We start from the raw sequence: 21,340 nt of genomic DNA, 5'->3' as shown, positions 1-21,340 counted from the left end.
ACTGCGACCCGCCGCACCGGCCCAGCGTCGCCGCAGCCGGATTCCCGGCGGTCGCCGCTTCTGAAAGAGGTCGGAAGCGCAGCGGGGCGGCCAGAGGCGGTACCGTCCGCAGACCGTTCCCTCCCCCGGGCGGCCTCCCCGGCCCTTCAGGGCGCCGGCCTTACCACTCTCGACGAGGCGATCGCGGAGGATGACGCCGTGAACGAGGCGAAAGGCCGGACCGTCTGCAACGAAAGCCGGCAATTGCGGCAGACGTGCAGGACGGTCAGCCCAAAGGCGATCGGTGGCCGGCTCGAACCGGCCGCTCGGAGCCTTGCGCGACGTGACGGGAGCCTTCCGCCGAGGCGGACGGGCGGATCAGCGCGCACAGCGCGCCGAACCCGATGACGCCGACGACGTCCGTCCAGATGAAGCCCGGCATCAGGCCGGCCGGCATGAGAGCCAGCACGCCGGCGACACCGATGGCCGCCCTCTCGCCCATATTGAGGTCCCGACGGAAGAAACCGACGATCGCAGCCGTCACCATGTAGATGCCGAGGATCGCGGTCGCCAACGTCCAGACGACTTGCAGCCATGTGCCATCGAAGGTCAACGCCGGCGAAAAGATGAAGAGGAACGGCACGATGTAGGCCGGCCAGGCAAGTTTCATCGATTCGATGCTGGTCGCCCACGAAGATGCGCCCGCGATGTTGGCAGCCGCGAACGACGCGAGCGCGACCGGCGGCGTGATCATCGACAGAAGGCCGAAATAGAAGACGAAGAGATGGGCCGCGATGACCGGGACGCCGACCTCGACCAGAGCCGGCGCGACCAGGGTCGCGAGCAGGATGTAGACGCCGACGGTCGGCATGCCCATGCCGAGGACGATACTGATCAAAGCCGTGATGACGGCCAGCACCACGACGCTGTTGCCGCTCGCCGCGACGATGTTCATCGTCAGATTGAAGGCGAGGCCGGAGATGTTGAGGACACCGATGATGACGCCCGCGGCGGCGCAGACGATGATGAGGTCGAGCGCCGAGCGTCCGGTGTCGGCAATCAGCGGCAGGAGTTCGCGCGGTTTCATGCGCTCGCCCTTGTAGCCGAAGACGAAACTCGCGAAGAGCAGCACCACGGTGGCGAGGACGGCGGCACGTTCGGGCCGCATGTTGAGCGCGAAGAGCGCGTAGAAAAGCACGACGAACGGTATGATGAAATGCCATCCCGCCTTCAACGCGCCCCAGCCGCTCGGGATCTCGTCACGCGGCACGGCGCGCAGATTGCGCCGACCGGCTTTCAGGTCGACATTGATGAAGATCGCCACGTAGTAGAGAATCGCCGCCGGCAGGGCCGCCAGCATGATGTCCACGTAATCGACCTGGATCATGTCGGCCATGATGAAGGCGGCTGCTCCCATGACCGGCGGCACGAGCTGACCGCCCGTCGAGGCCGTCGCTTCCACCGCCCCTGCATAGGCAGGCTGGAAGCCCGCCCGCTTCATCATCGGGATTGTCACGACACCGGTTCCGACGACGTTGCCGACGGCATTGCCCGAAATCGAGCCGAACAGCGAGGACGCCGTCACGGCGACCTTCGCCGGGCCGCCGCGAAAGCGGCCCATCAGCGCCAACGCCCCGTCGTTGAAGAAGTTCGCTGCTCCGCAGGCCGACAGCAGCTTGCCGAAGAGCAGGTATGGAACCACGATGACGACGGCGACCTTCAGTGCGGCGCCGAGCATGCCGTTGGCATCGGTCGCGAGATAGATCAAGAGTTCCGACGGCAACGTCTCGCGGCTGCGGAAAGCGCCGGGCATCAGGTCGCCGAAGAGACCGTAGAGAATGAAGACCAGAACGACCGCAAGGATGCCGTAGCCGACGGACGGCACGATGTTGAGAAGCAGCGCGCCCAGGATCGCACCGGAAAGAAGCACCAACCAGAAAGGCAGGTACGGGGCCTCCATCGTGATCTGGATGTAGTCGAGGGACAGATAGGTGCCGACACCGAACGTGACGAGCGCGGCCACCAATGCCAAGGCACGGATCACCCGCCCCGTCGATCTCCTCGCAACGGCGAGAAAGCCGGTGGTGAGCGCCAGCGTCAGGCCCGCAGCCAGAATCTGCGCGTCGTAGATCGACAGGCCCATGTAGCGGTGCAGGTCGCCGGCATAGGCGACAGAGAGCAAGACGATCAGTGTGCCGGCCAAGCTTTCCAGCCACACGATCGGCCCGCGCGCCACGACGGGCGCGCGACCATCTTCCGACATCATCGCCGTTACCTTATTTCGTCAGGACGATTTCTTTGAAATAGGCGGAAGCTGCCGGGTGATACATGATACCCTTGAGGTCAGGCGCCATCTCATCCGGCGAGAACTCGGCGAAGGTCTTGAGGATGCCGCGGACCTTGTCGGGATTGTCGTGAACGAGTTCCAGAATCTGGCGTACCGTCTCGTCCGGCACATGGGCACCGACGGCAAGCACGTAGTCGTAGCCCATCATCGGCGTGTCCTCCTTGACGCCCGGCGCGGACCCCGCGGGCACCACCTTCACGTAGGAGGTCGGCACGAACTTCTGCATCGCGGCTTCGGCTTCGGGGGTATTTTCGACCGCCAGCCAGCGTATGCCGACCGAGGCATCGGCCTCGCGCGTCTTGCCGCCCTGCAGAGCGAAGAAGGCGACGTCGGCATTGCCGGCGATGAAGTCGTCGACCCCGTTCGGCACCGAGGGGACGTTGTCGACGCTCATGTCATCGATCGACAGGCCGCCAGCGGCGAGAATGCCGTCCACCTGGTCCCGCAGGGTCGGCTGGGCGGTGTATCCGTAGGTGATCGTCAGACCTTTGACGTCGGACACCTTGGTATGGTCCGAGTCGGCCCGCACCATGAAGCCGTATGCGGACGAACTGAGCGAGGCGACGGCGCGAAGGTTCTGCAGGGGCCGGCCTTCGAACGGCTCTTCACCGCGAACCGCAGCCGCCACGTCGGGGCTCGGAACGAGCTGAAGGTCGAGGCGGCCCGCATCGATCAGCGGCATCGACTGGCCGGATCCGCCATAGGCCTGCACGCGAACGTCCAGGCCGAGTTCGTTGGACAGGAACTGCGCGAAACCGGCATTGACGGCGTAGTTCTGAGAACCCTGCGTGCCCGCGCCGATCCCGAGCGACTGCGCGCTGGCCGTCCCCGCAAGAGCCAATGCGGCGACGAAGGTGAAACCGTAGACGGTGTGCTTCAGCATGACTGTCTCCTCCCTAGATTTGATGTGTCCCGAGGCCCCCACCTCGGTCGGCCGTCAAGGCCTCAAAGGCCGTGGAATCCGGCCCGCCCCACCCAGTAGTCCCATGCACGCGCCAAAGGCATTTCGCTCAACAGCATCCTGCCCGCCATGTCGATCTCGCCATCGGTGAGATAGGTGACGTCGCCGAGCTGCCGGGTTTCCTGAATGAGGGCGGCGTTGTCTCTCAGGGCGATCGAAACCATGATCACGGAGCGGACGTCCGCCGCCGCGCAGATGCAGCCATGACCGCGCAGGAGCGCGACCCGGTTGTCGCCGAGCGTCCGTGACAGCGAGTGGCCCATCGCCATGCTGTCGACCAGCATGTTGGTGTCGCCGAACTCGTCCTGGCTGTCCCAGGTTTTGATGTCCTTGCCGATGACCGAGGCCATGTGAAACATCGGCCGCAACGACACGTCCACCATGGTGAAGGGCAGGACCGACCTCGCATGATGGTGCGTCACAGCGTTGACGTCGGGCCTGTCCTTGTAGATCGCACCGTGAATGTGCCGCTCCGCATAGGGCCGGCGCGTATCGCTCCCGATCGGCTCGCCGTCGAGCGTGAACTCCATGATGTCGGCCCGCGTGACGACGGCCGGACTACGCGAGCGCGACAGGAAGTACGTATCCGGATTGAGCGGGTTGCGCACGCTGATGTGGCCGAAGTCATCGATGACGTCCTCACGCGCGAGAATGCGGTTGGCCATGACCAGTTCGGTCACCGTGGCGTCGCGGATGATGTCGTCGTTTCGACGAGAAGCCTTTTCCAGCATGCGTCCCCTCCTCCATTGGTGGGTAGAGCTTAGCTTGCGGCATTCCCACCGACTAATATATATTTCTCCTCTGATTATAGCATGCAGGCTATCGATGCGTTCTCTCGTCGCCCAGATATCGATCCACAAGCTGGAGGTCTTCTGCCTCGTCGTGGAGCTCGGCAGCTTCTCGCGTGCCGCCGAGAGACTGGGTATCGCGCAGCCCGTCGTGTCCGCTCACGTGAAGGCGCTGTCCGACAAATTCGGAGCGTCGCTGACCGGCCGCATGGGGCGGAAGATCGTCCTCACCGAGGAGGGTCAAAGGGTCTACGGCTGGGCGCGGGAGATGGTCAGCCGCACCCGCGAGATGGAACGGGAAATGGCCGAATTCCAGCGCGGCTTCGTCGGAAAGGCGACGGTCGGCGCTTCGATGACGATCGGCTCTTACGTGCTGCCGGGACTGATTTCGCAGTTCCACACGACTTATCCGAAGGGTGAGATATCGGTCCGCATCGCGACGCCCGGATCGGTCACCGATGCCGTCCATATCGGCGATTGCGATTTCGCCTTCACCATTCTCGATCCGCGCCACGTCACGACGGGACTCGAGATCAAGAAGATCATGGACGAGCGGCTGATCCTCGTCACATCCGACCGTTCGAACATCGCCGGCGAGAGCTTCGACAAAGCGAAACTGTCGGGCATGCCGTTCATAACCGCGCAATCCGGCACCCCGCGGCGCGAGATCGAAGAGCATTGTCTCGCCGCCCACGGCGTACAGCGTCGCCATATCGCGATGGAGTTCGGTCACGCCGAGTCGATCAAGCAGGCGGTACGGGCCGGAGCGGGAGCGGCGTTCCTGTTCCAGTCCTCGGTGCGCGACGAGCTGGCCTCGGGAAGCCTCCGCGTATTGGCAACGCCCGGAATGACGCTGCTCGTCCCGGTCTACCTCGTGCGGCGCCGGGGCAAGCAGCTGTCCCATTTTCAGATTTCGTTGGCGGAGACCCTTTCGCAGGGCCTCAAGGCTCAGGAGGCTCCGCGCAGCGCGTTGGCCATGGAAGGCGCGTAGCCCTTCGCGGTGTCCACTTCCAGGACCGCCGTTCCGCCGCTCCCGACGACCGAAAGCGCTTCATCCACGGCCGCGAGCAGGGCGTCGCTTCCCTTGATCAGGCCCGGGCTCCAGGCGCCGAAGCCCCGTGCGACCGAGCTGACGTCGATGTCCGGGCCGTTCATGACGATGCCGACATGCTTGTTTTCCACCGGCCGGTCGCGGTGCCTGGCGACCGTCTCCTGATGAACCTCGTCGTTGTAGAAGGAGCGATTGTTGAGCACGACGACGAGGAGGGGAACCTTTTTGTTGACGCCGGTCCAGAGCGCCGAGGCGTTCATCAGAAAGTCGCCGTCGCCGAGAACGGCGAGCGGCAGGCGGTCGCTGTTCATGTCGCGCAGTGCGAGCGCCCCGCCGACGGCCATGCCGCAGCCCGAACCGATGCCGCCGCCGCCGTCATAGCCGAGCGCGGCCAGGGGATGATCGACCGGCCAGTCCGCGCCGGTCCAGCTCAACGGGCCGCGGATGAGACAGGGCTTCGCGCCGTCGAGCTTGGAACGAAGCAGCACGGCGACGTCCTGCGGGGTCAGCGTCTCGCCTTCGGGAAGGGCTCCGAGAGAAGGCAGGCCGGGGTTCTCCGTATCCTTGGCTTCGAGTGCGTCGGCAAGCACGTGGACGACCTGGTCGGGCTCGTTGAGGAACGAGACGTCGGCAGGATAGTGGGCCCCGCCGTCCTTCGACCAGCCGCGATGGGCAAAACCGTCGAGCGAGGCCGAGATGACTTTCGCCGGAACGGCTTGGTCCGGGAAGACCGAACGCAACGTGCCGCCGAAATCCACCCAGTCGAAATTGACGATGACGTCGGCCTCGGCGAGCGCTGCCTTGGCATCGGGATCGGGAAAGTAGCCGGCGCGGCCGACCGCCAGTTCGTGCCCCGTCGGAAAGGTCGCGCCCGTCTTGAAGTCGGCGACGACACGGGCGCCGAGGCATTCGGCAAGGGCGATGCGCCGGTTCCAGTCGGTCAGGTCGCGCGACATGCGCCCCATCATGAAGACGATCTTCTTGCCGTCGGCGAGGAAGGCGGCCGCTCGCTCGACGAGATCGGCGGCCGGTGCGGCTGCGATGGATGCGCCACGCCGGGTTATGTCCGCGTCTGCGAGCGGACGCGTCACCTTCTCCTCCTGCAGCGCGGCGTCGACATTGACGTAGACCGGCCCGCGCGGGGCCGTGGCGGCGATGGCCGCACCCTGTATCAAGGCGTCGCGGGTGGCGGCGATGCTGCCCGGCTGATCGTCCCATTTGATGAAGTCGCGCACCAGGGCGCCCTGATCCTGGGAGGTATGGATCCACTCGATCCACGGCCGGCGGCGAGCCGCGTCGACCGGGCCGGTCGCGCCGACGACGACCATCGGAACGCGGTCGCAGAAGGCGTTGAAAATGCCCATCGACCCGTGCATCAGCCCGACGTTGGAATGAAGCGCCACGGCCATCGGCCGTCCGGTGATCTTCGCCCATCCGTGCGCGATCGCAACGGCGGCTTCTTCGTGGACGCAGAGCAGGATTTCCGGATCGTTGCCGGTGAAATTCACCAGGCTGTCGTGAATGCCGCGATAGCTGGCGCCCGGATTGAGGGCGACGTAGCGAAGATCGAGGTCGCGCAGCGTCTGTGCAACCACGTCGGATCCCCATTCGGGCGCGACATTGTGGGTTTTCTCGGTCATGGATCGGCCCGTCACAGCATGATGTTGATGGTTTTGGTTTCGGTGTAGCTGTAAAGCTCCTCTCGGCCTTCCTCGCGACCGACACCGCTGGTCTTCATGCCGCCGAACGGCACGCCGAGGAAATGCATGCTGGAGCCGTTGATCCACAGATGGCCGGAGCGCACCCGGCGCGCCATCTTCAGCGCGTTCCTGATGTCGTTGGTCCAGATCGCGGCCGTCAGCCCGTATTCGGTCGAATTGGCCATTTCCACCGCCTGGTCGAACTCCTTCCAGCGACCGACGGCGAGGACCGGACCGAACACTTCGTTCTGCCAGAGCCTGAGCTTGGGCGTCACGTCGGCGTAGATCGTCGGCTGAACCCAATAGCCTTTTTCGAACTGCGGGCCGACCGGACGTCCACCGCCGAGGACGCGGCGCGCGCCATCCTGATCCGCAGCGGCGCAATGTTCCAGAATGCGCTGCATGTGCGCCTTCGAATTGACCGGCCCAACGTCCGTCTCCTCGCTCAGTGGATCGCCCATCCTGAGTGCCGCGACGCGCTCGGCAACCGCGTCGAGCACACGGCCATGCACGTCCTCGTGCAGGAGCAGCCGGCTGAGCGAGCCGCAGCTCTGGCCCTGCCAGGAAAAGTTCATCCCGGCGACCGCCGCCTCCGCGACCTTTTCCGGATCGCAATCCGGAAAGACGATCATCGGATTCTTGCCGCCGAGTTCGAGCGTGACGTTCTTGACGGTCACCTCCGCCGCAGCGCGCTGGATGGCGCGGCCCGTCGTCGGCGAACCGATGAAGGCGATCCGCTTCACGCGCGGATGGCGGACGATCGCGTCGCCGACATTCGGCCCGTCGCCGGTCACGATGTTGAAAACGCCGGGCGGCAACGCATCGCGCGCGATCTCCGCGAGGATCATCGCCGAAAGAGGCGAGGTTTCCGGCGGCTTGACGATGACGGCGTTGCCTGCCGCGAGCGCTGCGGCCGTGCGCGCGACCGCGAACATGACCGGATGGTTGAAGGGTGCGATGCGCGCCACGACGCCGTAAGGCTCGTGCAGCGTCATATGAATGTGGTCGCGGGTCGCGGGGATCGTCTCCCCGCGCAGATCCGGGGCCAGCCCGGCATAGTAGCGCAGCGATTCCACGGCCGTCGGCACGTCGATCATCCGCATCGGCCGGATGGTGTTGCCGGTGTCGGTCACTTCGACATTAAGGATCTCATCCGCTCGCGCGGCCACGGCGTCGGCAAAGGCATTCATGATGCCGGCGCGCTGCATCGGGGTTCTCGCGGCCCAGTCCGGCCACGCCGATTCGGCCGCGACGACGGCGCGCTCGACGTCCTCGGCCGTCGCGGCAGGCACGCGACCGATCGGCTCTTCCGTCGCCGGATTGACCGAGGTCGACCACTCGCCGCTCGAACTCTCGACCAGTTCGCCGCCGATCAGCATCTTTTCCGCTTGGGTCACACGCCCCATCGTCTCTCCTCCCCATGGTGACTCAAGGTGAAATCGCGCACCCGATCCCATCAGTCCAATATCTATTTGCGGCGGCGCATATAGCTTTTACGCTATAGCGCGCTCGTTCACGATCTTTGCTCCATCAAGAAGCGGCCGAAAAAGCCGGCGAGTTCGCCATGGGCCTCGAGCGGCAGGACATGGGCGACGTACTGATCCGGCCGAACCACCACGAGACATCCGCATCTGCGGTCGACGCTGCGCAGCTCGAAAATATCCGGGCCGGATTTCCGCTCGGAACAGAACACCTTCTCATGGTCGATCAGACCGTATCGCCCCTTTTGCGGCAGCAGCAGCGGATGAAGCTTGCCGCGATCGAGCTCGCGATGTCCGCCCTGGAAAACCGCGCGCAGGTCGATGACGGAGTCGACATCCGCATCGTTTGGCGTAAAGCGCCTTACGGGCGAAGTTTCATCCGTCGCGAGAAATTCGCAGAGCTTTCGGACGGCAGCGGCGTCGTCCGTTCCCTCGAATGCGAAGAGCCGCCAACGCCCGTCGGCTTCCACCGTGTGACCGAGTTCCAGTGACTTTGCGTCCGCATAGCGAACGACATGCGCCGAGTGAAACCGCGTGCCGATGCCGAACCCCGCGGCACGATCCTGGTGCGTGGCCTCGCCCGTCAGCAAAGAGGGAGCGTAGCGGGTGGCCGTTCCCGCCGTGAAGCGGCCCTGCTTTACGAAATAGCGCTGGAATTCGGCGGGATCGACCCCGTCCTCGTCGCCCTCTCCCGTCTTGGGGCGGGCGCTGAACATCTTGGCGAAGGCGCGATCGAAATCGATGAGTTCCTTGGCGACGGCCTGCCGTTCCTCGGAGTAGGTGGCGAGGATTCGCTCGTCCGTCAGTCCGCGAATGACGCCTGCGAGCTTCCAGCCGAGATTGAAGCTGTCCTGCATGGAAACGTTCATCCCCTGCCCCGCCTTCGGGCTGTGGGTGTGGCAGGCATCGCCGGCGATGAACGCCCGGGGCGGCACGCCCGACCCTTCGGACGCGTCGTCGAACCGATCGCAGAGGCGCTGACCGATCTCGTAGACCGACCACCAGGCGACCTCTTTGACGTCCAGCGTATAGGGATGGAGAATGCGCTGGGCAGCGGCGATGAGCTGTTCGGCCGTGATGTTGCGGCTTGCCACCCGCTCGTCCTCGTTCAGTTTGTCGAGTTCGATATAGAGGCGGACGAGGTAGCCTCCCTCGCGCGGGATGATGAGGACACTGCCCTCGCTGGCCGAATGGATTGCGGATTTGAAACGGATGTCGGGAAAGTCGGACACGGCAAGAACGTCCATGACGCCCCAGGCCTGATTGGCGGAATCGCCGTGCAGCGATTTGCCGAGAGACCTACGCACTGCGCTGCGCGCGCCGTCGCAACCGACCACATATCGGGCGCGAACGGTTTCGACGGTCTCCTCTCGGCCCTCGCCGACCAGAGCGAAGCGCGCCGTGACGGGATGGCCGTCGGCATCGTCCCCGATCTGGAGATCGACGAGCCGGCGGCCATAGCCCGGCCGGAGGCGTGTCGGGGCATCGGCCATCGTTTCGAGATAGAAATCATGAACGCGAGCCTGGTTGAGAATGACATGCGGGAATTCCGACAGGCCGTCCTCGGTGTCCTGGATCCGGCCGCTTCGCGCGATGTGTTCCGGGCAGTCGGGATCCGGCTTCCAGAACGTCGTCTCGTTGACCCAGTAAGCTTCCTTCTCGACCTTTTCGGCAAAGCCGAACGCCTGAAACATCTCCATCGTCCGACAGGCGATGCCGTCGGCCTGACCGAGATCCAGCGGCCCCTCCTTCTGGTCGACGATCATGGTGCGGACATCGGGAAAGGCGGCGAGCTGCGCCGCGAGCGTCAGCCCCGCCGGACCACACCCCACGATTAGGACGTCGACCATGGTCGCCCCGTCGGCGTCGACCACCGCCGGACGAACCACGGCCTTTTTGATGGAGGGATCGCCGGTGTTGAATCCGTCGAGATGGAATTGCATGAAGTGCCTCCCGTGATGCGTTACGTCTCATTGCCGTATCGGGCGAGTGCGAAAGACCGCGACCACCCCTCGCCATCCGCAAATATGATACGTATGCGTATGATTAGTATACGTGTCAATTCCGCCTCGGAGGGCTGCGCATAGATGACCGAACTCGCAACCATGCCCGGTCATCTGATCCGGCGCCTCCAGCAGATCGCCGTTGCCGTCTTTCAGAACGAACTCTCCGCCGTCGGCAGCGACTTCACGCCGGTTCAGTACGCGGCGCTTCGGACGATCTCCGAGCACCCCGGCCTCGACCAGGCTTCGGTCTCTGCCTTCATCGCCTACGACCGAGTCACCATCGGCGGCGTGATCGAGCGCCTCGTCCTCAAGGGCGTCATCGAGCGGGAGATCAGCAAGAAGGATCGGCGGGCGCGGGTGCTGACGATCACACCGAAAGGCCGCGATCTGCTCGAAAGGATCGCGCCGAGCGTCTCTGAGGCACAAAGGGCGATGCTGAGCGGATTGGACGAAGCCGAAACGGCGGAGTTCATCCGGCTGTTACGCAAGGCGATCGATGCCAGCAACGAAAGCGGTCGTGCCCCGCTGCGTCGACCCGAACGCCCGCAAACGGCATCGCAAGGTGCCGAGGACGCTGCGCCGTCAGCCGCGAAGGGCGGCGGCATCCATCAACGCTGCCAGCGTCGTCGGCGTCGAACTTTGAATAAAGACCCGGAATGAGCGAGGCGGATACGCGGCCGGGATCCTCGGACCCGCCCGCATGCGTCGAGACTTCCCCCGACGAGACGGCGTCACCGCAAAAGCATGGCGGCCGCGAAGAACCCGTCGTCCTCCGCAGCCGCCTCGTTCGAAGCATCGCCGGAAATGATGCTCGCGTCTTCCCGCGGCTCGACTACTCGGCGGCCACCGCGGTTTCCGCGGCCTTCTGACGGGCGACGAGGGTGCGCCAGTCGACGTCTTTCGGATAGACGCCCTCCTTCGAGGCGATCTGGGCCTGCGGCACGTCGGAATTCGTGCCGATCGCCCGTCCGCCCTCGGCCACCTTCTGGGCGGCATCGACCATCAGGCGGCGGAATTCGACGATCGCGAGATCCGACGCACCGAGAACGTCCGTTTGCCGCTGCACACGCGAGCCCATCGACACCCACATGACGATGTCTTCGTTCGGGATGCCGAGGACGCCGGTGAAATGCCCGTCCTTCATCATCTCGCGGTCCTGCATGAAGTCGTTTTCGAGCGTGCGTCTGGTGCGCCACTTCTCGTCGACATCCTTGCCCGGGACCGCGTGGTTGAAGGCGCGCCATTCCTCCGTCGTCGGCACGTTCGGGCCGCCGAAGGCGAGGAAGTGGAAGGCGGTCTCGTCGTCGTTGATCGGCACGATGACGCTGGCGACCTTGTAATTGTTGTTCGGCGGAATCAGCGAGTAGTAGGGCGCGATGAACTCGGTGATCCGGAGATAGTTGTGTGTGGCCGCGTTCTTGATCGGCTTGCGGATCGCCGCGTAGTGGAAGCCGTAGCTCGTCGTCTCGGTCTGCATCCGCGGCGACTTGTCGGTCGACGGGCGATACCAGGACTTCTCGTCGGCGGCGGCGCTTTCCACCCGCGCGGGCTTCATCGTCGAGGAATGGAGCGAGGAGGAATGGGCGCTGTCGATCTGGCCTTCGTGGATCTGCGCCCAGTTGGCCGGAATGCGGATCTTCAGAATCGCCACCGGCGTGTCCTCGGTCGGCGCGAAGGCCGGCGCCTGGAACTCCGGCATCTCGTCCTTCTCGCCGAGCCAGGCCCAGACGAAGCCGCCCCATTCGCGCACCGGGTAGGACCGCGCCTTGACCTTGTCCATCAGCGGGCTGCCCTCGGGCTCCGACGACATCGCGACGACATTGCCGTCCACGTCCATCTTCCAGCCGTGATAGAGGCAGCGCAGGCCGCATTCCTCGTTGCGGCCGTAGACGAGCGATGCTTTCCGGTGCGGGCAGAGCTCGTCGAGCATGCCGAGGCGGCCCTTGCTGTCGCGGAAGGCGACATAGGTGGCACCGAGCACCTCGACGCGAAGCGGCTTCCCGTCCGGCTCTGCCACTTCTTCCACGAGGCAGACCGGCGTCCAGTGCTGGCGCATCAAACGCGCCATGGGGGCGTCGCCCGTCACGCGGGTCAGCAGGTCGTTCTCTTCGGTCGTGAGCATCGTGTTCCTCCACATCGATCGTTTTCGGGACCACAGTCCAGTTGCTTTATCTTAGCTTTCTAAGTTTGTGCGTCAAGAGGAATGGCGATCGAGCACGGACACGCCGCACGGTGGCCACTCGGAGAACGGAGCAAATCGCAGCGACGGCGCGACTCTTGCGGGGCTCGGACGCGCCGGGGATTCAAATGCGTTTTCGTCCCCCTCCCTGTTTACTTGTCAGGCTTTTTGCGAGCGTCCATAGACAAGCCTCGCCGGAGACGCGTGGGTGGTCCCATGAATGCGGATGCCCTTCAGATTGGACCGAATGCCGATGAAATACGAACGACCCGCCGATTCCGCGAACGAAGCGACGGATGTTCAGGAAGAGCGCCTCGCACGCCTGATCCGGCTCGCAGCCCGCGCCTTCAACCGGTCGCTGCAGCTTCGCCTGACGACGGAAGGCGTCACCTTCGGCCAGTGGATTTTCCTGCGGATTCTCTGGCAGGAAGACGGGCTGTCCCAGCGCGAATTGAGCGAGCGGGCGAACCTGACCGAACCGACCGCCCATACGGCGCTGCTGCGCATGGTCGAGCAGGGCCTGATCACCCGCGAGAACGTCAAGGGCAACAAGCGCCGGCAGCATGCCTTTCTGACGCCGCGCGGCTGGGAACTGCGCGAGAGGCTGGAGCCGCTGGCGATCGAGGCGAACGATATCGCCGTCGAGGGGCTGAGCGCCGACGAGTTGAAGATCCTGCGCCGCGCCCTCAACGTGATCATCACCAATCTCGAGCGCGACGAAGCCGAAGCGGCCGCCCGGGGCATGAGGATGCCGCCCACCCGAATCACGACCTCGGTACTGTGAGGCGCGGCCTCGGCGTCCTTCGAGCCGGCCCGCCTCTCTGAAGCATGACCTGAACTGCGCCGCCGCGCCGATCGTCGGCGAAGCGGCGATCAGGGCGGCGGGCTCGTCTTCCGCAATGGCGTGCGAGGCGAAACATCGTCGCCGTTCCTTCAGCGCTTTCGCTGGCCCATCCCATGGAACGCAGGCCCTTGCGGGCCCGTGCCGCGCCGCCGTGCGCCGCGTCGTTCCGTCGCCAGCGAGAAATGAGATGTCTAAGACGTTGACGCTGACTTGGAGAGGTTTTAAAAAAATAGATGTCTAAGTCCTGCCACCGATCGCCATGCGCATCGGCGGCAACTGGCTCCGGCCGGGTTCCGAGGAGGTCGGAAACCGGATCGAATTGGGAGGAAATATGAGAATTTTGACGCTCGCAGCGGCGGTCGGCATGATGCTGGTTTCACATTCCGCATCGGCCGATCCCCTGAACCTGACGCTTTCGGGCGGCAATCCTGGAGGGCTGTGGTCGCTCCTCGGCGTCGGCATCGACCGCGCGGTCAAGGCCGACGATCCGAACTCGGTCATCACCTATCAGGCCACCGGCGGCGGCTTCGCCAATATCGGCCTTCTCGCGGCAAAGCGGACCGATCTCGGCCTCGTCCACGACGCCGAGGCGAAGATCGGCCTTCAGGGCGGCGAGCCGTTTCGCGCCCCGGTCGAGAACATGCGTGCCATCGGCTACATGTACAACTGGGCGCCGATGCACTTCTTCCTGAACAAGGAAATGGCCGAGAAGTACAAGATCGACAGCATCGACGACATCGCGACCAGCGGTGCCCCGGTGCGCATCGGCATCAACCGGTCCGGCAACATCACCTCGAACGTCGCACTGAAGATGCTCGAGGAAGCCGGCGTCACGGAAGACGTCGTCACGTCGAACGGCGGCCAGTTCGTGCGCGCCGGCGCCAACGAGCAGGCGGACCTGATCCAGGACGGCCGGCTCGACATGATCACCAACGGCATCTTCATCAAGCACTCCTCCTTCCGCGCCGTCGATGAGAACACCGACGTCGTCCTCCTCGGCGTGCCGCAGGAGGTCATCGACGCGACGAACGAGGAGTTCGGCACCGGCACCATGGTCATTCCGGCCGGAAGCTACAAAAACCAGAAGGAAGACGTGAGTTCGGTCGCGCTCGGCGCGGTTCTCGTCGCCACCGAGAGCATGAGCGAGGAGAACGCCTATTCTCTCGCCAAATCCCTCATCAAGAACATCGACGAGGTCAAGGCGGTGCATAGCTCGATGTCGGCCCTGACGCCGGAACTCCTCGCCAAGCCGACGGTCATCGAGTTCCATCCGGGCGCCGCCAAGGCGTACAGCGAAGCCGGGCTGCTCAAGTGATCGGAGCTCTCGTCGCAACGGGTCGCAAGCGCAAGCTTGCGGCCCCCGCCATGCGCGTCCTCACGGTCGCGGCCGCGGCATTCTCCGTCTGGGTCGTCTACGCGAACCTCTTCACCATCTCCGATCCGCTGGTTCTCGGCATCCTGTTCGTGTCGGGCATCTACGCGATCATGTTCGTGGCGATCGGCGCGACGCCCAGGGCACCGAACCACGTGCCGATCTACGACTGGGCGCTGTCGCTCGCCAGCGTCGCCTGCGGGCTCTATTTCTTCCTGAATGCCGGCGCCATCGCCGATCGCATCAGCCTTCTCGATCCGTTCACCCCGGCCGAGTTGTTCTTCGGATCGATGCTGCTTTTCCTGACGCTCGAGGCGACGCGGCGCACGACGGGCCTCGGCCTCACCGGCGTCGTCGTCCTGTTCCTGATCTACAACCTGTTCGGCTATCTCCTGCCGCCGCCTTTCGGCCACGGGATCAGCGAATACAGCTATCTCCTCGACATTCTCGTCTTCACCACCGACGGCGTCTTCGGCGTTCCAATCCAGGTCGTCGCGAGCTACGTCTTCCTGTTCGTGATGTTCGGAACCTTCCTGTCGAAGTCCGGCGGCGGCGAGTTCTTCTTCAACGTCGCGGCGCTCCTCACCGGGCGTTCGCGCGGCGGACCGGCCAAGATCGCGGTCATCTCCTCCGGCCTCTACGGCACGATGTCGGGAAGCCCGACCTCGGACGTGGTGGCGACGGGCTCGATCACCATTCCCGTCATGAAGCGCCTCGGCTATTCGCCGCGCTTTGCGGGCGCCGTCGAGGTCGCGGCCTCGACGGGCGGCAGCGCCATGCCGCCGATCATGGGCTCGGCTGCCTTCATCCTGGCCGAGTATACCGGCGTCGCTTATAACCAGGTGGTCATCGCCGCCCTCGTTCCGGCGCTTCTGTACTATCTCGGCGTCTTCAGCCAGGTCCATCTGCGCGCCGTGAGGCTCGATCTGCGCCCCTCCGACGGCGAGATTCCGAGCCTGAAAGAGACCTTCCGGGTCGGCTGGGTGTTCCTCATTCCGATCGTCGGCATCGTCGTGGCGCTGATGTCGGGCTATTCGCCGACCTTCACCGCCGGCATCGGCGTCCTGACCGCGGTCCTTGCGGCGATGCTGCTTCGGGCGACGCGCCTGTCGCCCTGGCAGATCGTCGAGGGTCTCGGCGAGACGACGCTGCGCATCCTGCCCGTCGCGGGCGCCTGCGCCGCCGCGGGCCTCGTCATCGGCGGCCTGTCGATGACCGGGCTCGGCATGAAGGCCGCGAACGTCATTCTCGTGATCAGCAATTCCGAGCCGATCCTGACGCTCGTCATCGCGGCGGTCGTCACCATCATCCTCGGCCTCGGAATGCCGACGCCGAGCGCCTACATCCTCGCGGCGGTGCTGGTCGGGCCGGCACTCGCCAAGCTCGGCTATCCGGTTCTCGAGAGCCACATGTTCCTGCTTTACTATGCGGTTCTTTCGGCACTCACCCCGCCGATCGCGGTGGCGGCGCTCGCTGCGGCGGCGATCGCGGACGAGGATCCGTTCAAGATCGCCTTCACGGCGGTCAAGCTCGCGATCATCGGCTTCCTGCTTCCCTTCGCCTTCATCTGGAACCCGGGCCTGCTTCTGCTTTCCGATCCGCTGACCAACGTCGTCGCGATCATCGGCGGCACGCTAGGAACGATAGCCGTCGCCCTTTCGGTCGAAGGTTTCGGCATGCCGAACGTGCGGCAGGTGGAGCGGCCGTTGCTCGCGGCCCTCGCGGTTCTCGCGATCGCGCCCTGGACGCTGGTCTCGATCGTCGGGATTGTTGGGATCGCTGCCCTGCTCGCGCGGCACGTCCTCCAGTCGCGAATGCTCGAAGCGCAAAGGCCGGCGGGCCAGAGCTGATCGCCGCGGGGGCCGACCCGAGGCCGCGGGCATTTGCTCCGCCGCCGAAGGCAGCCCCGTCTCCATCGACCGGGCGGCATGATCGTGCCGCCCGGTTTTCTCGTCTCCTCGTCGACGCCCGGACGTCGAAACCGATTGCCCGTTCGGGCCGATCCGGTGCCAAAACCAGCCAACCGATGACATGCGGAGAGTGATCGTGTCGAAGCACGAAGCACGGAATGCGACCGGAGTGCCGCCATTCTGGAAACGATGGGTGGTGAGCATGCTGGCTGTCTATCCGGCGCTCGTCGCGCTGATCTACGGCATGCGGCCTGTCATCGAAGGCCTTCCGACCCCGGTCTCGCTGTTCATCGTCGCGCTTCTCCTGACCGGCCTTTCCACTGGCTTCCTCGCACCGTTCCTGAACCGCAAGCTCGGCTGGTGGCTGCGCAAATAGGCCGTCGAGGAGAACGGGCGGCATTGCATCGGAGTTTGGCGGGACTTCTGCTTTTCGGGACTACGCGTACACGACGCACTCCGTCTCCCTCACCCCCCGACTGTGCTATCAGTCCCCTCATCCTGAGGTGCCGCCGCAGTCTGCCTTGAAGGGTGAGGAGGTCGCTGGAACGTTGAACGCATCCCGATAAATCATCATGCCGGCAAGGCGGCTGGGTGTTGGCGGCAGCGTCGGGGCGCGCCCCTCGCCCTTCGAGGCTCATCCGCTCTCCGAGCGACGGAGCACCTCAAGATGAGGGCTCGTGGAGGCTCTTGGCCGTCGACGGATTTGACCAAAATATCGAGAGCGCGACAGGCCCTCACTCCTGCGTCATGCCCTCGGCCATGTCCTCGCTGTAGCCGCGCTTCACTCTGACATCGACGACGACAGTGTGGCCGGCGCGGGTATCCTGAATGGCTTGCGCGAGAACACCCGCAAGCTCGCCCGGCTGCTCGACGGGGCCGTAGCCAGTCGCCCCCTGGGCGCGGGCGATGGCGGCGATGTCGATGTCGGGCTCCTCGATCGCCTGGCCGACATGCTTGTTCTCGACGGGCCGGTTGCGGTGGCGGGCGACGTGTTCCTGGTGGACCTCGTCGTTGAAATAGGAGCGGTTGTTGGCGACCACGATCAGGAGCGGCAGCTTGTGATGGGCCGCCGTCCAGAGCGCGGTCGCGCCCATCAGGAAGTCGCCGTCGCCGAGAACGGCCACCGGCAGCCGCCCGGTGTCGCGTAAAGCCAGCGCCGCCCCGACCGCCATGCCCGGCCCAGAGCCGATGCCGGCTCCGCCGTCATAGCCGAGATAGTCCAGCGGAACCCGGAAATCGCAGCGACCGCCGTCCCAGCCGAGGGTGAAGCGGATATGGGTCCGCTCGACGCCGTCGAGCTGCCGCGCGAGTTCGTCGGCGAGCGCATTGACCGTGATGGTCGGGCCTTTGGCGGCTTGCCGCCTCTCCGGCTCGAGCCTCACGGCCCAGTCCGACGCCTTGCCTTCCCCGATCCCCGCGAGATCGCAGAGCGCCGCGATGAGGGCGTCCGGAGCGCAGAGCAGAGACAGGTCCGCCTGCAAGAGGCTTCCATGGTCGAGCGACCAGCCGTTCTGCAGAAGGGGTCCGAGCGTCACGTTCACGACCTTCGTCCGATCGCGGTCGATGCCGGCCTGAGACAGCGCTCCAGCCGGATCGACCCAGTCGAAGCAGACGACGAGATCGGCCCCGGCAAGGGTCTTCACCGAGGCATCGGACAGGAAGAAGGACGGCGCGCCGGCATGCAGCGGATGGCGCGTCGGGAAGGCGGCGGCCTGCTTGATGTCGGTGACGACCTTCGCGCCGAAATGCTCGGCGAGCGCCACCCTGCGGTCCCAGGCCGCCCGATCGCGACTGACCCGACCCATGAGGAAGACCGGCGCCTCGGCCGCCTCGACGAACGTCAGAACCTGCGAAGCCTCTGCTTCGCCCGGCCGTGCGAATTGCGGTAGGGCATTGCGATCGGGGTCCGGGAAGGCCGGCATTTCGTCGAGCGACTGCTCCTGAACCGAGACGTCGAAACAGACATAGGTCGGCGCCATCGGGGCGGTCGAGGTGAGCAGCCTTGCCCGCATCATCGACTGCAGAGAGGCGGCGAGCGAGGCCGGCTGATCGTCCCATTTCACGTAGGGGCGCACGATCGACGCCTGATCGCGCGAGGTGTGGAGCCAGTCGATCCAGGGCCGGCGCTTGGCGGCGTCGACAGGCCCCGTCGCGCCGAAGACCAGCATCGGCACCCGGTCGCACCAGGCATTGTACAGCGCCATCGCCGCATGCATCAGCCCGACATTGGCATGCAGAATCACGCCGAGCGGGCGCTCGGTGACCTTGGCATAGCCATGGGCGATGGCGACGGCGTGCTCTTCGTGCAGACACAGCAGCATCTGCGGCGAGCGGTTGCCGAGATGATTGACGAGGCTGTCGTGGAGGCCGCGAAAGCTCGATCCCGGATTGAGCGCGACGTATGGAATGTCGAGCCGCCGCATCATCTCGGCGATCGCATCGCTGCCGTAGAACTGCGCGACCTCGCAGGCGATCGGACGATCGATCTCGTCGGCCATCAAAGCTTCCTTTTCGGATAGGTCATTGCCCGGCTAGATGGACGTGGATGTTCTTCTCGTGGGTGAAGGACATCAGCTCGCCGATGCCCTCCTCGCGGCCGATGCCGGACTGCTTGACCCCGCCGAATGGCGCGCCGAGGAAGTGGCGTCCGACCTCGTTGATCCAGACGAACCCGGCCTCGACGCGGGACGCCGCCCGGTGAGCAGTCGCGAGATCGCGGCTCCAGATCGCGCAGGTGAGACCGACATCGAGGCCGTTCACCTCGTCGAGCATCGCGGCCTCGTCCGACCAGCGGCGGACGGCGAGGACGGGGCCGAAGATCTCCTCGCGGGCAATCGTCATCTCCGGCGTCACGTCGGCGAAGATCGTCGGGGCGACGAAGCAGCCCTCGGCAAGCCGACCTTCGGTCACCGCATGGCCGCCGGCGACGACGCGCGCGCCTTCAGCCTTGCCCTTTTCGATATAGCCCATCACCCGGTCGAAATGCGCGCGGCTGACCAGCGCCCCCATGCTCGTCGCCGGATCCAGCGGGTTGCCGGGCACGTAACGCGAAACGCTCTTTGCAAGCTTCTCGACGACGGCGTCGTGGATGTCCTCGTGCAGGAAGGCGCGGCTGGTCGAGCCGCAGGACTGGCCGCACCAGCCGAAATTCATGCCCGCGACGACGGCGTTGGCAATCTTGTCCGGGTCGCTGTCGGGATAGGCGATGAGGGCGTTCTTGCCGCCAAGCTCCAGCAGCACCGGCTTCAGCGTGTCGGAGGCGGCGCGCATCACAGCGCGTCCCGCGCCGACGGAGCCGATCAGCGTCACCTTGGCGACGCCCGGATGGGAGGCGAGCGCTGCGCCGGCCTCCGTGCCGCCGGGGAGCACGCTGAAGACGCCGGCAGGCAGAAGCCCGTCGACGAGTTCGGCCAGCCTCAGGGCCGAGAGCGGCGCCTGCAGCGGCGGCTTGACGATCACCGCGTTGCCGGCTGCGAGCGGCGCCGCCATCTTGCCGCCGCAGAACATGAAGGGGTGGTTGAAGGCGAGGATGCGGGCGACGACGCCGAGCGGCTCGCGGACCGTCATGTTCAGCCGGTCCGGGCCCATGGGGATCGTGTCGCCCTTCATCTCGGTGACGAGACCGGCGAAGAAGTCCATCTGCGCGGCCGCGATCACCGCGTCGCCGCGCATCTCGCCGTAGGGGTTGCCGCAATTGGCGGCGTCGATGAGGGCGAGTTCGTCGCCATGCTTCCTCAGAAGCGCGGCGATCTCCTTCAGGATGCGCGCCCGTTCGAGCGGAAGGACGTCGCGCCATTCGCGAAAGCCCGTTCGCGCGGCCGCGATGGCGGCATCGACATCCGCCGATCCGGCGGACGCCACGGCGCCGAGCGTCTCACCGGTTCCGGGATTGCCGGTATCCTCGTATGTGCCGCCCGCCGGCGCATGCCAGCCGCCGGCGTAATAGAGGTCGCGATGGCTCGGCAGGACCGTTTCCAGCTCTGGCACTTCGTTATTGGACATCTCCGGTCCTCCTCCCCGAAATCAGGCGCATTGCAATCGGCGGCGCAATCGATCGCGATCAAGCGCCGACATCGACGCTTCTATCCCCCCTTGCGGGGGAGATGGGTGGAAATCCAGAGGGGGGCCGGCGCCATCGTTCGAAGGTTCGGCGTATGGATACCCCCCTCTGCCTGCCGGCATCTCCCCCGCAATGGGGGAGATCAGGCCAACCGCCAGCCTGGGCCCGGCTTCGAGCGCTCGATGGCCCCTCGCGCTTCACCCGCTCAACCGCCCTCGCCGTCCAGCAACTCACCGAACCGCTTCGCCGTCATCACCTCGCGAAGCGGCAGTTTGCTTTGCGCGTCGTCGAGATCGGTCTCATAGCTGAGCCCCTGCCCGTCCCACAGCCACCAGTAGACGATCTGGCCCACCTTATCGCGGATCGGCATGCGGAAGGTGGGGAAGCGGCTGATCGCGGGTGGGACGTCGTAGCTCCCGACCTTCTCGAACTCTCGCCCGAGCCGCGTCAGCGCGCTTTCGAGCGGGATCATCGCCGTGAAGCGGCTTTCGCCCGATACGAGCGCCGACAGATCGTCCGGCCGCGCGTCGAAATGGCCTTCGAGGACGCGGACCACGGACGGGTAGCTCGGATGGTCGTGCGTGACCTGGGCGTAGACGCGGCCCCTCGCCGTGCCGATTTCGACGACGTCGCCGGGTTCGAGATCGCTCATGGCCGTGTCC

At 65.4% G+C, this 21,340-nt stretch carries 16 protein-coding genes; 6 read left to right on the top strand and 10 right to left on the bottom strand.

The features are described 5' to 3' along the window. Nucleotides 1-265: 265 nt before the first annotated feature. The 3 genes from LZD57_RS18440 to LZD57_RS18430 all read right to left on the bottom strand — a co-directional run bounded on the left by LZD57_RS18440 (nucleotide 266) and on the right by LZD57_RS18430 (nucleotide 4,018). Complete coding sequence (locus LZD57_RS18440) at nucleotides 266-2,245, bottom strand: TRAP transporter permease (RefSeq protein ID WP_233720975.1); 1,980 nt, start codon at nucleotides 2,243-2,245, stop codon at nucleotides 266-268. Between the two features lie 10 nt (nucleotides 2,246-2,255). After that, entirely contained in the window at nucleotides 2,256-3,209 is a 954-nt protein-coding gene (locus LZD57_RS18435) for a TAXI family TRAP transporter solute-binding subunit (protein ID WP_233720973.1), read from the bottom strand. A gap of 62 nt (nucleotides 3,210-3,271) precedes the next feature. Next, entirely contained in the window at nucleotides 3,272-4,018 is a 747-nt protein-coding gene (locus LZD57_RS18430; RefSeq protein ID WP_233720971.1) for a class II aldolase/adducin family protein, read from the bottom strand. Here LZD57_RS18430 and LZD57_RS18425 point away from each other — a divergent pair. Beyond that, entirely contained in the window at nucleotides 4,017-5,066 is a 1,050-nt protein-coding gene (locus tag LZD57_RS18425) for a LysR family transcriptional regulator (protein ID WP_233720970.1), read from the top strand. The two genes, LZD57_RS18430 and LZD57_RS18425, sit on opposite strands and share 2 nt — an antisense overlap. On the opposite strand, the gene LZD57_RS18420 is transcribed toward LZD57_RS18425, so the two are convergent. The 3 genes from LZD57_RS18420 to LZD57_RS18410 all read right to left on the bottom strand — a co-directional run bounded on the left by LZD57_RS18420 (nucleotide 5,024) and on the right by LZD57_RS18410 (nucleotide 10,250). Continuing rightward, a complete protein-coding gene (locus LZD57_RS18420; RefSeq protein WP_233720968.1) occupies nucleotides 5,024-6,766 on the bottom strand; it encodes a thiamine pyrophosphate-binding protein in 1,743 nt (580 codons plus the stop codon). The genes LZD57_RS18425 and LZD57_RS18420 overlap by 43 nt on opposite strands. A gap of 11 nt (nucleotides 6,767-6,777) precedes the next feature. Then, nucleotides 6,778-8,232 carry an aldehyde dehydrogenase family protein gene (locus LZD57_RS18415; protein ID WP_233720966.1) on the bottom strand — a complete coding sequence of 485 codons (1,455 nt, stop codon included), beginning with the start codon at nucleotides 8,230-8,232 and terminating at the stop codon, nucleotides 6,778-6,780. A gap of 107 nt (nucleotides 8,233-8,339) precedes the next feature. After that, nucleotides 8,340-10,250 carry an FAD-binding monooxygenase gene (locus tag LZD57_RS18410; protein ID WP_233720964.1) on the bottom strand — a complete coding sequence of 637 codons (1,911 nt, stop codon included), beginning with the start codon at nucleotides 10,248-10,250 and terminating at the stop codon, nucleotides 8,340-8,342. A 162-nt stretch (nucleotides 10,251-10,412) separates the two neighbouring features. Between LZD57_RS18410 and LZD57_RS18405 the strand changes: the two genes are divergently transcribed. Continuing rightward, nucleotides 10,413-10,973, top strand: coding sequence for a MarR family winged helix-turn-helix transcriptional regulator (locus LZD57_RS18405; protein ID WP_338034719.1), 561 nt, complete (start codon nucleotides 10,413-10,415; stop codon nucleotides 10,971-10,973). A 172-nt stretch (nucleotides 10,974-11,145) separates the two neighbouring features. Here LZD57_RS18405 and LZD57_RS18400 read toward each other — a convergent pair whose 3' ends face one another. Continuing rightward, a complete protein-coding gene (locus tag LZD57_RS18400) occupies nucleotides 11,146-12,435 on the bottom strand; it encodes a Rieske 2Fe-2S domain-containing protein (protein WP_233720962.1) in 1,290 nt (429 codons plus the stop codon). A 310-nt stretch (nucleotides 12,436-12,745) separates the two neighbouring features. Here LZD57_RS18400 and LZD57_RS18395 point away from each other — a divergent pair, with 310 nt between their 5' ends. From LZD57_RS18395 to LZD57_RS18380, 4 genes are all read left to right on the top strand, one after another. After that, complete coding sequence (locus LZD57_RS18395) at nucleotides 12,746-13,276, top strand: MarR family winged helix-turn-helix transcriptional regulator (protein WP_233720960.1); 531 nt, start codon at nucleotides 12,746-12,748, stop codon at nucleotides 13,274-13,276. A 391-nt stretch (nucleotides 13,277-13,667) separates the two neighbouring features. After that, nucleotides 13,668-14,651, top strand: coding sequence for a TAXI family TRAP transporter solute-binding subunit (locus tag LZD57_RS18390; RefSeq protein WP_233720959.1), 984 nt, complete (start codon nucleotides 13,668-13,670; stop codon nucleotides 14,649-14,651). 50 nt (nucleotides 14,652-14,701) lie between these two features. Further along, nucleotides 14,702-16,558, top strand: a complete 1,857-nt coding sequence (locus LZD57_RS18385; protein ID WP_233720957.1) for a TRAP transporter permease — start codon at nucleotides 14,702-14,704, stop codon at nucleotides 16,556-16,558. 256 nt (nucleotides 16,559-16,814) lie between these two features. Continuing rightward, nucleotides 16,815-16,994 (top strand): putative antibiotic biosynthesis monooxygenase, encoded by a 180-nt coding sequence (locus LZD57_RS18380; RefSeq protein ID WP_233720956.1) that lies wholly within the window; start codon nucleotides 16,815-16,817, stop codon nucleotides 16,992-16,994. Between the two features lie 358 nt (nucleotides 16,995-17,352). Here the strand turns inward: LZD57_RS18380 and LZD57_RS18375 are convergent, their stop codons facing one another. The 3 genes from LZD57_RS18375 to LZD57_RS18365 form a co-directional block, all read right to left on the bottom strand. Further along, nucleotides 17,353-19,116 (bottom strand): thiamine pyrophosphate-binding protein, encoded by a 1,764-nt coding sequence (locus LZD57_RS18375; protein WP_233720954.1) that lies wholly within the window; start codon nucleotides 19,114-19,116, stop codon nucleotides 17,353-17,355. A 22-nt stretch (nucleotides 19,117-19,138) separates the two neighbouring features. Beyond that, entirely contained in the window at nucleotides 19,139-20,620 is a 1,482-nt protein-coding gene (locus tag LZD57_RS18370; protein WP_233720952.1) for an aldehyde dehydrogenase family protein, read from the bottom strand. A 263-nt stretch (nucleotides 20,621-20,883) separates the two neighbouring features. Then, a complete protein-coding gene (locus LZD57_RS18365; protein ID WP_233720950.1) occupies nucleotides 20,884-21,330 on the bottom strand; it encodes a hypothetical protein in 447 nt (148 codons plus the stop codon). Nucleotides 21,331-21,340: the final 10 nt, after the last annotated feature.

It is taken from the genome of Jiella avicenniae (assembly GCF_021390325.1).
In the GTDB taxonomy this organism is placed as follows: Bacteria; Pseudomonadota; Alphaproteobacteria; order Rhizobiales; family Rhizobiaceae; genus Jiella; species Jiella avicenniae.
The sequence above is the reverse complement of the archived record's forward strand: the minus strand, read 5'-3'. Positions and strand labels throughout refer to the sequence as shown.